At 56.0% G+C, this 13621-nt stretch carries 9 protein-coding genes; 4 read left to right on the top strand and 5 right to left on the bottom strand.

Annotated features, from left to right (window positions below):
* Positions 1-4: 4 nt before the first annotated feature.
* The 3 genes from TLL_RS09410 to TLL_RS09400 all read right to left on the bottom strand — a co-directional run bounded on the left by TLL_RS09410 (position 5) and on the right by TLL_RS09400 (position 3427).
* Positions 5-1057 (bottom strand): PstS family phosphate ABC transporter substrate-binding protein, encoded by a 1053-nt coding sequence (locus TLL_RS09410; RefSeq protein ID WP_011057692.1) that lies wholly within the window; start codon positions 1055-1057, stop codon positions 5-7.
* 77 nt (positions 1058-1134) lie between these two features.
* On the bottom strand, positions 1135-2499 hold the full coding sequence (locus TLL_RS09405; RefSeq protein WP_011057691.1) for a glycosyltransferase: 1365 nt from the start codon (positions 2497-2499) through the stop codon (positions 1135-1137).
* The gene (locus TLL_RS09400; protein WP_011057690.1) at positions 2420-3427 is read right to left on the bottom strand and encodes a radical SAM protein; all 1008 of its coding nucleotides are present in this window, start codon (positions 3425-3427) and stop codon (positions 2420-2422) included. Before TLL_RS09400 ends, TLL_RS09405 begins: the two co-directional genes overlap by 80 nt.
* Positions 3428-3689: 262 nt before the next feature.
* On the opposite strand from TLL_RS09400, the gene TLL_RS09395 reads away from it, so the two are divergent.
* The 3 genes from TLL_RS09395 (at position 3690) to TLL_RS09385 (ending at position 8725) form a co-directional block, all read left to right on the top strand.
* Positions 3690-4001: a Mo-dependent nitrogenase C-terminal domain-containing protein gene (locus TLL_RS09395; RefSeq protein WP_011057689.1), complete on the top strand. Its 312-nt coding sequence runs from the start codon at positions 3690-3692 to the stop codon at positions 3999-4001.
* 106 nt (positions 4002-4107) lie between these two features.
* Complete coding sequence (secA, locus tag TLL_RS09390; protein WP_011057688.1) at positions 4108-6897, top strand: preprotein translocase subunit SecA; 2790 nt, start codon at positions 4108-4110, stop codon at positions 6895-6897.
* Positions 6898-6997: 100 nt separating this feature from the next.
* Positions 6998-8725 (top strand): phosphodiester glycosidase family protein, encoded by a 1728-nt coding sequence (locus tag TLL_RS09385; protein ID WP_011057687.1) that lies wholly within the window; start codon positions 6998-7000, stop codon positions 8723-8725.
* Here TLL_RS09385 and TLL_RS09380 read toward each other — a convergent pair.
* Positions 8722-9876, bottom strand: a complete 1155-nt coding sequence (locus TLL_RS09380; RefSeq protein ID WP_011057686.1) for a M23 family metallopeptidase — start codon at positions 9874-9876, stop codon at positions 8722-8724. The genes TLL_RS09385 and TLL_RS09380 overlap by 4 nt on opposite strands.
* A gap of 61 nt (positions 9877-9937) precedes the next feature.
* A complete protein-coding gene (locus TLL_RS09375; RefSeq protein ID WP_164920940.1) occupies positions 9938-11263 on the bottom strand; it encodes a cobyrinate a,c-diamide synthase in 1326 nt (441 codons plus the stop codon).
* A gap of 155 nt (positions 11264-11418) precedes the next feature.
* On the opposite strand from TLL_RS09375, the gene TLL_RS09370 reads away from it, so the two are divergent.
* A complete protein-coding gene (locus TLL_RS09370; protein ID WP_126986862.1) occupies positions 11419-13617 on the top strand; it encodes a phosphoketolase in 2199 nt (732 codons plus the stop codon).
* The last annotated feature ends 4 nt before the right edge of the window (positions 13618-13621 follow it).

Below are 13621 nucleotides of genomic sequence, written 5' to 3'. Positions count from 1 at the left end.
TCCCCTAACGCAGGCGGACATACCCCGCTTTTTCAATGATTGCCTGTCCTTGGTCGGTCAACAGCAGAGCCGCATAGGCACGACCCGCTTGGGCATCTGGGCTATTGTCATCCTTAGCAATGACAAATAAGCGACGGGTAATGGGATAGCTGCCGTCCTGAAAGGCTCGATAGTTCAGGGTGTTGCGGCGCTGGGGACACTGGGAAGAATCAACGTAGGGTTCTTGGTAAGGAGGAACGTACTGATTCGGCTGACGCCCCAAGGGCAACGGTCGCACACTGCACTGACCAACAATTTCCGGTGTCGATGCGTAGTAAATTCCGCCCGCAGTCGCCCCCAAGCGCCGCAGCCCATCCGTCGTATCTCGTACCATCACGACATTAGTGCCAAATTGCTGCCCCCCTAAGACCTCTTGGACAAAAAATTCCACGGTACCCCCATCTTCCAAGCGTCGTGAAAAGGGGGTAATGGCCAGATTGGGCCCCCCCACTTGACTCCAGTTCCTAAGTTTACCGGTGTAAATATCAACCACCTGCTGGACTGTTAAGCCGGGGATCTGGAGGGTTGGATTGACGGCGATCGCGAGCCCATCGATCGCCACTGGCAATTCAACGAGTTTGATACCCTGACTCTGCGCCTGCTGCCGCTCCTGTTCATTCAAAGGGCGTGAGGATTGGGCAAAGGCAATTTGATTGTTCAGTAGCATGCGAATACCACTGCCCGACCCCGGTGTACCGGTTGGTGGATCCGTGTAGCGCAGACGAAAATTTGGCCAAACCACTTGAATTAAAGGATCGACATCGCGGCGAATTGGCGCCCACGTCGTACTGCCTCCGTACTGAAATGTCCCGCTGGGCACATTCCTGACATCACTGAAATTGGCGCCCGACCTCTCTGGTGTTTTTTCTGCCGGTGAAGTGGACAACCCGCCAGTGACTTGTTCTAGGGGATTTTGATGGCCTAGGAGCCGCAGGACAAGCACTGCCCCCACCCCCAGCAGGCCACAGGTGAAGATAAGGGAGAGGAGCAAGGGAAGCAGGTTACTATTCCGAGACATGGCAGAACCCGTAAAAATCTGCCCCTAGACTAGCTTAAAGTGGTTGCTCCTGAGATCCTTAGGCAGCAGATTTTTCCCTAGGTGCCATGGTGCACCGTTTTCACCCAGCGCAGACGTTTTGCCCGTAGGGCCATACGCAAGGTGGTCGTACTCACCACTGGCAACCAATGGAACATGTATAGGGTTCCCCATAGGCTCTGCCAAAACAGTTGCCCCACTCCCACGGATTGAGCCTGAGGAATGCCCCGTAGCATCCCCACCATCGAAATCGTCAGGCTCAGCGTTGTCAAGGGCACCAGCACCGGCGGGCGGTGGCGCAGCACGGCCATCAGCAGATCGGGAATGGTGGCCGTAGGAATCGCATATTTGATCAAAAACCAGCAAAACACATCCCAGCTTTTTTGCCAGCCAAGGCGATTGCGCAGCAAGGGCTGCCAGTAGTCGAGATAGCTTTGGTAGCCCCCCTCGCTCCAGCGATTGCGTTGGTGCCACAGTGCCAGCAGTGTAGTCACACCCTCTTCCTGTACCGCTGGATTCATCAGCACGTCAATCTGCCAGCCGTGGAGATGCAGCTTCAGACTGAGATCCAGATCGTCGGTAATGGTTTCTTCATTCCAGCCCCCACAGCGCTCTAGGGCTTGCCGCCGCACAAATTGGCCATTGCCCCGCAGTTCTCCCATGCCGCCCCAGGCAACTCGCTGCTGTTGATAGTAGGCATCGAGGATCATCTCGACCGCTTGGCCTTGGGTCAGCCAATTGATGTCGGCATTACTGATCGCCTTGCGCACTTGGACAGCGCCGACACTGGCCACCTGAAAACGGTTGACCACCGCCTGCAGGAGATCTGGGGGGACCGTCGCATCGGCATCAAAGACGCCAATAATTTCTCCCCGTGTCAGGGGTAGCACTTGATTGAGAGCACCGGATTTACCACCCCCGGCCCCCGGCAGTCGCCGCAGCACATTCAGGTGAGGATACTGCTTTTGTAGTTCCCTCAAAATATCGGGGGTGCGATCGCTACTGTTGTCATCAATGATCCACACTTCGTAGTGGGGATAATCCAAGCGGCAGAGGTTTTTTACCAGGCGACCAATCACCGCCTCTTCATTTTTGGCAGCCACTACCAAGGACACCATCGGCGGCACACTTTCTGCTGTCTCTGACCCTGGCAGACTTTGGGGTTGGGCGCGCCAGTAGCGCAGGGTTTGTAAACTCATCAAGAGGGTTAGGACATAGATAAGCCAGATACCACCGACAATCAGATGAATGGCGATCGTGGTGCCCCAAATCAGAGACAACGCTAGGAAAGCCTTGCGACGGCGACCCTCAGAACGCGGTTGTAATGGAGGACTCTCTGGGTCATCAACCCACTCCGACAGGAGTTCGTCGAGGGGATCGGCTTCGTTGTAGAAACTGTTTTCGGGCCAGGAATTCTCCGGCATAGGTCACCTGATTGAGAAACCAGTACTTATCCAGTCCCTTAAAGAAGCTGGGAATGAGATAACACCACACTGTGCAGCCTTCGCAGACGGGGAGTCGGCCTTGGGAGCGGCGATACTCCTCTACCACCTGGGAGGACCTGTACAGTTCGTACAGGCGACCATTGATGGGGACTCCCTTCTGCGCAAAGTGGTAGCACGGTAGCAGCAACTCATCATTGGGGGAAATGGCAATCACGGCATCCACCGCCTTACAACGGGGATTGTGAGTCCTGTTTCCCCCTGCGCGAATGAGGGCTAATGCTGCCTTATTGTAACCAACATTGTTATACTTCTTCGCCGTTTGTTCAATGCTGTTGGCAATTTCGGGAGTGGGGTTCTTTTTGTCGTTGTAGTGTTCGTGGGCAGTAAAGGCAGGGTTGAGCCAAACCCGTACCCCTAAACTTTGGGCAAATTCAGCCACTTCCCCAATTCGTTCATAGTTCTGGGCTGTCACGGTGTGGTTCAGCACGGGATATTCACCCAACTCAAGGGCAATCTTGACCGATTCCACCAGCGTGTCAAAAATTTTCACGCCCCGCGACTGATCATGGGTGGCAGCATCCGGCCCATCAAGGGAAAAATTCAAGAAATCCACCACCCCCTGAATTTCCTTGGCACGACGGGGATAGAGAATGGTATTGGTTGTCATGCTGGTGATGAAACCGAGACGCTTGGCTTCGCGGTAAATTGCTGGCGCATCGGCCCGCAGCAGCGGTTCGCCCCCCGTAAAGTCCACGTATTTCACGCCTAAGCGCTTCAAATCCCGTAGGTTGGTTTGGATGGTACTAAAGTCGGCTTCCTTGCCTGGTTCCAGCGCCCAAATGTCGCAGAAATGGCAGCGGGCGTTACAGCGGTAGGTCAGGTAGTAGTTAGCAACCAGTGGACTCATTGAGTATCTTCCTTAGGGAATTCAATCAAGGCCAAGCTAAAGAGGCAACAACAGCAAATGAGTTTATGCAAGCAATTGAAAACTTTCTAGACAAAACTTTATCCGAGTTGGCGTTGATGAACAGTTTAGCACTCCGCTGAGCGCAAGGACGGCGAGACCTCACCTGCACCTGCTGCCAGTTTAGCAATGCTTATTATTTATAAATATTTTTTATATTAAAGACATATTGCTATTTACCTAAGTTATCTTTTACCGTGAGGGTATGCGCAATTGTGAGGATAGCCCCATGAATCAACTCCTTAGCCAACGCACCCCGACCTCTTTAATCACCAAAATCCGTCAATGGCTAATGACTTATCCAATTACGACGCCAGCGATCGCCCACCGCATTTGTCGCTGGATTCCTGCCCAATGTCCCTTTGCCCGCACCTTCTCCCTCTTTGGTCGGCCAGTCATTACCATTCCCCCCCTGTGTAAACTCAATCCCTTTTATGAGGAGGTGGTGATGCTGCGGTTGCGCGCCCTGACCTACCTCAGTGATGTCTGCCAAGAGGACATCAGTCAATACGTCTAGACTACCTGTCTAGGTTGCGTCGTGTCTAGGCGACGTCTTGGCAGCGAGGAACAGGCAGTTGCTATAGGATTAGAGTATATAGCTTTGTATCCATGGTGCCCGTCGCATGCTGAAAGCCCTCTTTGGCGATCCCAATCAGCGCAAGGTTAAAAAGTATCAGCCCCTTGTGGTCGAAATTAACCTGCTGGAGGAACAGGTTCAGGCCCTCAGCGATAGTGAGCTACAGGCTAAGACCGCTGAATTTCGGCAGCGATTGGACAATGGCGAAACCCTGGATGATTTGCTGCCAGAAGCCTTTGCAGTGGTGCGCGAGGCCTCACGACGGGTACTGGGGATGCGCCACTTTGATGTCCAGCTCATCGGTGGCATGATTCTCCACGATGGCCAAATTGCTGAAATGAAAACCGGCGAAGGCAAAACCCTCGTGGCCACGCTCCCAGCCTACTTGAACGCCCTCACAGGTAAGGGGGTACACATTGTTACGGTCAACGACTATCTGGCCCGGCGGGATGCGGAATGGATGGGGCAGGTGCATCGCTTTTTGGGTCTGACGGTCGGACTCATTCAGCAGCAAATGGCACCCCAAGAGCGACAGAAAAGCTATGCCTGCGATATTACCTATGCCACCAACAGCGAAATCGGCTTTGACTACCTGCGGGACAATATGGCTACCTCCATGGTGGAGGTGGTGCAGCGTCCCTTCAACTACTGCATCATTGACGAGGTGGATTCGGTACTCATTGACGAAGCCCGCACCCCCTTAATTATTTCGGGTCAAGTGGAGCGTCCCACCGAGAAGTACCTCAAGGCAGCTGAGATTGCCCGCCTCCTGAAAAAGGACGAGCACTATGAGGTGGATGAAAAAGCGCGCAATGTGCTGATGACCGATGAAGGGTTTATTGAGGCGGAGAAGTTGCTGGGGGTAAGCGATCTCTATGACCCCCAAGATCCCTGGGCGCACTACATCTTTAATGCCATCAAGGCCAAGGAACTCTTCCAGCGGGATGTGAACTACATTGTCCGCAATGGTGAAGTGGTCATTGTGGATGAGTTCACTGGACGGGTCATGGTGGGTCGCCGCTGGAGTGATGGCTTGCATCAGGCGATCGAAGCCAAAGAAGGCCTGGAAATTCAAAATGAGTCCCAAACCCTGGCCACAATTACCTACCAAAATCTCTTTCTGCTTTATCCCAAGTTGGCGGGGATGACGGGTACAGCCAAGACCGAAGAGGCGGAATTCGAGAAAATTTACAAGCTAGAAGTGACCGTGGTGCCCACCAATCGCCCCAGTCAGCGGCGGGACTTTCCCGATGTGGTCTATAAAACCGAGCGGGCCAAATGGCTGGCAGTGGCCTCTGAATGTGCTGAGGTGCACGCTACGGGTCGGCCAGTGCTAGTGGGAACCACCAGTGTGGAAAAGTCAGAGCTATTGTCCCAACTGCTGCGGGAGTTGGAAATTCCCCATAACCTTCTGAATGCCAAGCCCGAAAATGTGGAGCGAGAGGCGGAGATCATTGCCCAAGCCGGACGCAAGGGGGCAGTGACGATCTCAACCAACATGGCAGGCCGAGGAACAGACATTATTCTGGGGGGGAATGCCGACTACATGGCTCGCCTCAAGGTACGGGAGTATTTTATGCCCCGGATTGTGATGCCCCCCAGTGATGACCCGATGATGCTGTTGGGACTAAAAATGGATCGCGGCGGTGGTCAAGGCTTCAGTCAAGGGGCACAGAAAAATTGGAAGGCCTCACCGGGACTTTTCCCCTGCGAAATGAGCAAGGAGGCAGAAAAGCTGCTGCGCCATGCGGTGGATGTAGCCGTCAAGACCTATGGTGAGCGCAGTCTGCCGGAGTTGCAGGCAGAGGACATGCTGGCGATTGCCTCGGAGAAAGCACCGACCGAAGACCCTGTGATTCAAGCCCTGCGGGATGCCTTTAACCGTATCCGCGAAGAATATGAGGTGGTTACCAAGAAAGAACACGAAGAGGTGGTGGCCCTCGGTGGCCTACACGTCATTGGCACAGAACGCCATGAATCGCGGCGGATTGATAATCAGTTGCGGGGACGGGCCGGACGTCAAGGCGACCCCGGATCAACGCGCTTTTTCCTAAGCTTGGAGGATAACCTGCTGCGAATTTTTGGGGGCGATCGCATTGCCAGTATCATGAACGCCATGCGCATTGATGAAGATATGCCAATTGAGTCGCCGCTGTTGACTCGCAGTCTGGAAAATGCCCAGCGCAAGGTGGAAACCTACTACTACGACATCCGCAAGCAAGTCTTTGAATACGACGAGGTGATGAATAACCAGCGGCGCGCCATCTATGCTGAGCGGCGGCGAGTGCTCGAAGGGGAAGACCTCAAGGATCGGGTGCTAGAGTACGCCGAAAAAACCATGGATGACATTATTGCCGCCTATGTCAATCCCGATCTACCGCCGGAGGAATGGGATTTGGAGGGTTTAGTCGCCAAGGTGCAGGAATTTGTGTATTTACTTGCGGACCTGCGCCCTGAGCATCTGGCGCACCTCAGCGTACCGGAGATGCAGGCCTTTTTGCATGAGCAAGTGCGCACTGCCTACGAGCAAAAGGAAGCGCAAATTGAGGCCATTCAACCGGGCTTGATGCGGCAGGCAGAACGGTTCTTTATTCTGCAGCAAATTGACCTGCTGTGGCGGGAGCACCTGCAACAGATGGATGCCCTGCGGGAGTCCGTCGGCCTACGGGGCTATGGTCAAGAGGATCCCTTGGTGGAGTATAAACGGGAGGGCTATGAACTGTTCCTGGACATGATGGTGATGATTCGCCGCAATGTCGTGTACTCCCTGTTCCAATTCCAGCCCCAAGTGGCACCGCCCCCAGAGCAGGTCTCCTCATCCTCAGAGCAGGGGTAATCCGATTTCCCCAGAAACCCATCTGCCCATTGGAGCCCTCTTTAGGGCGTCGGCGTCAACTATACTGGCGTAGTCTCAGTATGGATGGATTGGTTCAAGGGTGCTTGCACGCTCAGCTTATTTAGTTTTTGGGAATGGACTGACGGTCGCGATCGCCAGCGCCAACATTGTCCTTGCCCAAGAGATTCAGGGCGATCGCCTGAACGTCAATGGCCGCGACTATCCAGTGGCTTGGCAGCAGTGGCGCGATGCCCAAAATCAACTGCGCACCGGCATTAGTGACGGGGGCCTGGCCCAGCGCTTTGGTGTTCTCCTTGGCGATACCACAGATCCCTTTCAGCAGCCAGTGGCATGGTTTCAGCGCCAATTTAGTCCTTTGGCCGTGCGCTTTAGCGCCAATGGCATGTATCGTTACCTAGACATTACGCCCTGGATTGAGCAACATCAGTGGCGGGTGCAACCCCAGGGCAATACGCTCCAGATCAGCACACCCCCAGCCCGGATTCTCAGTTGGCGGCAGGGACGGCAACCGTGGGGCGATCGCTGGGTCTTTGAATTGGACCGCCCCACCCCTTGGCAGATCAATCGCCTCACCTTTAGCCGCACCGCTTTGACGCCTCGGGATCTCAGTCTCACAATTGAAGCCACAGGACAATTGGCCCCGCTCCCCAAGGTCAAAATTACGGCTACCCCGGATCGCACAGTATTGGAGACCCAAATTCCCGGCACAGTTCGCCCAGTGGCCTCAATGCTGCTCAACCCACCGCGTCTGGTGATTGATTTTCGCAGTGATGCGCCACCTCCCCGCACAATTCAATGGGCACCGGGACTGCGCTGGCAACAGCAAACGGTCATCCTAGGCACTCGTCAGTTCCCTGTGGATCTACTCATCATCAATCCCCAACAGCCGGGGCTGCGTCTGCGTCCCCTGGAAATAAGCCCCACAACCTTGGTGGGCCTAGCAACGGTGCCGGAATTGGCGCAACGCTGGCAGGCAGCCGCAGCAATTAATGGCGGGTTCTTTAATCGCGATCGCCAAGCTCCCTTAGGGGCAATTCGCAGGGAGGGTAACTGGCTCTCCGGCCCGATTCTCAATCGCGGTGCCATTGGCTGGGACGATCGCGGCCAGATTGTTGTGGGTCGCCTCAGTTTGCAGCAGCGGGTGAGGACGCCGACCGGCACAGTGCCCATTGTCACGTTCAATTCTGGTTATGTCCAAGCAGGTCTTGCCCTCTATACCCCCAGTTGGGGCGGGAGCTACCAAGGGAAGACGGGCAGTGAAGTCGTGATTACGGTGCGCAATGAACAGGTGGTGGGGCAGCAACCCATCAACAAGGATCAAACGGTTCCCATTCCCTCAGAGGGCTTCCTACTGGTGGCGCGTAACTTTAATTCCGCCTTGGCCAACTTCCCACCGGGGGCGGCGGTGCAACTGGAAACGACTGCTGTGCCTGCTGCCTTTAATCGCATTCCCAATATTGTTGGTGCCGGTCCCTTACTGGTGGAGCAGGGGCGGGTGGTCTTGAATGCGGCACTGGAGCAATTTGGGGCCGGCTTGGATGCCCAGGCGGCCCCCCGCAGTGCCATGGGGAATCGCAGTGATGGCAGCATTGTCTGGGTCACCACCCACAACCGTATAGGTGGCATGGGGCCCACCCTGGCAGAATGGGCACAAATTGTCCATCGGTTGGGCTTGATCAATGCAGTGAATCTGGATGGAGGCAGCTCAACGGCCCTTTATCTAGGGGGTGTGTTGGTGGATCGCCATGGGGTGACAACGACGCGGGTCAACAATGCCCTTGGGGTCTTTTGGCAGCCAACCCCCTAGAGATAGGCCAAAGGATTGCTCGGTTCGCCGTTCAAGCGCACTTCAAAGTGGAGGTGCGGGCCTGTTGACAGTCCCGTAGAGCCAACCTCAGCAATGGGCTGCCCCTGTTGCACAAATTGGCCTTCCCGTACGAGGAGCCGCTGGGCATGGGCATAGAGCGTTGTCATCCCGCCGCCATGATCTAGGATCACGGTTTGCCCGTAGCCCCCTGACCAACCGGCAAAGATCACGGTGCCCGCTTCAGCAGCAAAGATGGGGGTGCCAAAATCAGCACCAAAATCTACACCCGCATGGAACCGCTGCCTCCCCAAGATGGGATGAATCCGCCAACCAAAGGGACTGGTTAGCGGTGCTTGAATCGGGTAAGCCAGACGGCCACTGCGGGGCAAGGGTGGAGCACCCCTGGGGACATAGCCGAGGCGTTGGCTAAGGAGTTGCTGAATGGCAACGCTGTCACGGGCCAGTTGGGCTTCAATGGAGGCAAGGGCCTGGCGATCGCTCCGCAGACGGGCAATGAGTTGGCGTTGACTGTGGGCTTCCCGTTCGTAGATGTCGTGCTGCTGTTGGAGTTGCTGGCGCAGGGCTTGAATAAATCGCTGTTGTACTTGAATTTGCCGCTCCTGCTGCTGAAGTTGCTGGCGATCGCGAACCAAGGCAGCCAAGTGCTGGCGATCGCGGGCATACACCTGACGCAGACGCCCCTGCCGCTCCAGCCAGTCATTGAGGGTCTCTGCTTCAAAGAGCATGGCCCACTGGGGAATCTCACGATAGCGTTGTAGCCGCCGCAGGCGATCGCTAATCACGGCAACACTGGCCCTGTAGCGGCGACTCAGAAGCTGTTGTTGCTCCTTGAGCTCCTTGAGCAAGTTTTCTGCCGCCTGTAGGCGATCGCGGGCCGCCGCCAACTGTTGGCTGGTTGTATCCACATTCGTTTCCAAACGCTGCAGGCGATCGCTCGCCGCTGCCTCAAGGCGTTCTAGTTGTTGACGTTGCTGACCGACTGCCTGCTGCTGCTGCTGGTGTTGTTGGATCACCCGCTGCCAATACGCCAGGTTCTGGGAGGGGGCCGTCGCCCAAGCCGCCAGAGTTACCCATAGCATCACTAGCAGCCCAAGGCAAAGGTAGAGCCCGTAGCGGTATTGCTTTGGCATTGACCTTCCCCAACAACCCCTTCAAAAAATACCTTCAAAAATTACGTTGCCGTGAGTCGCATTATCCAGCCCTTGCTGCCTGCTGGAGAAAGCGAATTGCCCACTGGGGATGGCCGCCCCAATGGAGATGCAGATAACTGGCGTGGATTCGGGAGTTGCCCCAGCCCTCCGGTTCACCCGCCAATTGCCACAGAGGCCTTGCGGGCGGCACGCTCAAACAGGAATAGTGAAATTCATGGCCTTGAACCGTCTCTCCTGCCTGCACACACACCGTTGTTTGTAAAGCTGTCGCTTGGCGATAGCCGAGGGTGAGTTTTTTACCCATGTGGGCAACCGTTGGCCAGTATCCCACCAAGGGGTAGTAGTGTCCCTCGAAGGTTTCGATGCCTTGGCTGAGGTACATCAGGCCACCACACTCCGCATAGAGGGCTAAGCCCCCTTGAATGGCCTGCCGCAGTGAGCCAAGGAACGAGTGATTCGCTGCTAGCTCTGGGGCAAAGACCTCCGGAAAGCCACCCCCCAAGATCAAGCCCTGCAGATCCGTAGGCAAGTGGGTATCCCGTAGGGGTGAGACTGGGATTAACGTTGCCCCCAAAGCGCGAAGCAAATCAAGGGTGTCAGCATAGTAAAAGTGGAAGGCTGCATCTTGGGCAATGCCAATGGTGACTTGAGTCAGGGGGGAAACGTTAAAAGGCGGGTCTGGGGGCGGCGGAGCAGGGGCAAGCAGTGGTGTAAGCCGCTCCCAGTCAAAACAGGTGTTTCCCAAATGGGCAAGGCGATCGCCCAAGGCTTGAAACTCGCGGGATTCCTGGGGCGGCACTAGGCCGAGGTGCCGACTGGGGAGTGCCAAGGCCTGATCGCGATAGAGGACGCCAAGAATCGGCACCCCCAGGGGGGCAAGGGCAGCTTCTAACAGTTGCCGGTGGCGATCGCTGGCCACCCGATTCAAGACCACACCAGCAATCTCAAGCGATGGATTGTAGTGGCAAAAGCCATAGACCACCGCCGCCACCGATGCTGCCTGTTTTTGGACATCTAAGACCAGGAGGATGGGTGCCTGCAACAGTTGGGCAATGTGCGCTGTACTCCCCTCATGGCTCCCGCCCCGGCCATCAAATAGGCCCATGACCCCCTCAATGAGTACCGCATCCATCCCCTGACTGTGGTAGCCGACGCAGGCGCTGACATAGTCAGGACTGGTTAAGATCACATCGAGGTTACGGCAAGGTCGGCCACTGATGGCCCTGTGAAACAGCGGATCAATGTAGTCAGGGCCCACCTTAAAGGTTTGCACCCGCTGCCCCCGTGCCCTTAGAGCCGCATTTAAGGCTAGGGCAACTGTGGTTTTGCCGACGCCGCTGCGATCGCCTGCTATCACCAACGCCATTGTTAATCCCTTCCCCAAGAAAAATCAATCTATGCCTGCAATCCACTCCAACACCGCTATTTTGCCGCTATTCCCTGATCAACTGCCCTCAGGGGCACTCCCCACCCCTGTAAGATAGGAGACTAAGCGTGCACTCAAGAGTTGGGTCAGGGTCTATGACAGCGGTAACTTCAGTCCCCCGTTTCTGTGAAGGAATTCAGTATTTTGGCAATGATTGGCCAGACTGGGATCGCTATGGTCAAAGGCCACTCCTGAGTACCCAGCAGCCCGCCCTTACAGATCTGGAGGCCCCGGAAGCAGCCTATCAAACGCTCCTCTATGCCGATGCCCTCCGCTATCTGATCTTACAGATGACCGGCAGTAAGGCCTCAGGTCATCCCGGCGGCTTTGCCAGTCAAGCAGAAGCCTATGCTGCCCTGGTGATGTTGGGACACAAAAATATCATTACGGAAGTGGGGCACCATGCGCCGGGCTTTTATGCCGCCCTGTTCTTGGATCGCTCCCTAGAGAAAATGGGCATTTATACGGTTCAGGACCTGCGCGATCGCTTCCGCGAAAAACATGGTCTGCTTGGCCACCTCTCAGGCTATATTCCGGGGGTTCTGGCGCCTGCCGGCCCCCTGGGACAGGGGCAGCACTTTGCCATGGCCGCTGCTTGGTTACACCGCCAGACCCTCTTTCCCTTCACCTTAGGGGATGGCGGCCTAGGGGAGCCCTACGTCATGAGCAGCATGGCGCACTTCCACACCGCTTTCCCAGAGGTCACCAACTTCCTACCGGTTCTGGTCTGGAATGGCTTCAGCCAAGAACACCACAGCATGGTTTCTCGGAAAACCAATCCCGAAATGATGGCCTACTGGCACGGCAACGGTTTCCAAGAGGTGGTGCTAGTGGATGCCAAGGACTTTGACGACAGCGGTCAAGAGGGGGACTACGTCGATAGCACTCAGTTTTCCTTTGGGCAGCGCTTGGCCTTTGTGCAGGCGGTCCTTAAGGGGATGCAAGAGGCAGCGCGATCGGCTCTCGCTGGCAACCTGACCGTCTTTATTCTCAAACAACTGAAGGGGGCAGGTGTTCATGCCAAGGGGGCAAAATCCCATAATCTCTACGCCCAGCACACCCTCGATAACCCCGATATTGTCAATGCCCTCAAAGCCCGTGCCCTTTCTCCTGCCGCCTGGGAACTGGTGCGTCAAAACTCCGTGGCAGCCGCCGGCGGGCCAGCGGCGGAGGTGGTGGTTACAGAGCAGGTCTTGGATTTACCTCCCCTTGGCGAGATTGCCCTTGAGGCCTATGCCTTGGGGGAAAGCAAAGTCGCCACAACTGCCATGGGGCGCATGGTGGCAGAAGTGGGGCAGCGCGATCGCCGCTACCTTGTCACCAATGCCGATGGCAATGAGGCTTCTGGGATTGGCAACATCAACCAAGCTCTCAAGATCATTCACCCAACGACGGATCCCCTCTACAACCAAGTTCCCAATGGCCAAGTATACGAACCCCTGAGCGAGGATGCCTGTGCGGGTCTAGCAGCAGGGTTGTGCTTGATGGGCAGCCGTAGTCTTTGGTGCTCCTACGAATCCTTTGCCATTAATGGTCTCCCCATTTGGCAAACGGTCACCCAGGCGATGGCAGAACTGCGCCGCCCCACCCCTTCAACGGTTACCCTTTTCACCGCCGGTGCCCTTGAGCAGGGACGCAATGGCTGGACGCATCAACGCCCGGAAATTGAAGCCTACTACGGTGCCCTATTGCGCAATGGCAATATCTTTGTCCTCTTTCCGCCGGATGCCAATAGTATTCAAGTGTGCTATCGCTGGGCACTGACAACCCAAAATAAAGGGATTGCCATCTTTGCTAGTAAAACTCCCCTACCTGTGCGCACCACCTTTGCCCAAACAGAGCAGGCCCTGAATGAGGGTGCGGTGACCCTTTACGAGTCTGCCAGTGGTGGTTCCACATTGGTGCTGGCGGTGCTGGGGGATATGATTTTGCAACCCGTTTACAGTGCCCTACCTCAGTTGGAGCAGCTTGGCTATCGGGTGCGGATTGTCTCGGTCATCAATCCTCGGCGACTATACCGCCCCATGGATGTTGCCTGGCACACTTGCGCCGAACCCGATGGCGGCTTTGCTGATGAGACCACCTTTCAGCGGCTCTTTGACGGCGATGCTCTCTTGGGGGTAACGGGGGGAGCCTCGGCCCTATTAGAACCCGTTCTGCTGCGTGCCACTTGTCCTCGCGATCTACTGGCTTGGCAGCGCGGTGAAACAACGGCGAGCGCTGCCGAACTGATGGCCTACAATGGCCTCACCCCCGAAGCGATTTGCGATCGCGCCCGTTCACTGCTGAAGTAAGTGC

Source organism: Thermosynechococcus vestitus BP-1, assembly GCF_000011345.1.
GTDB lineage: Bacteria > Cyanobacteriota > Cyanobacteriia > Thermosynechococcales > Thermosynechococcaceae > Thermosynechococcus > Thermosynechococcus vestitus.
Note: the sequence above shows the minus strand (reverse complement) of the source record. Positions and strands in the feature narration are given on the sequence as shown.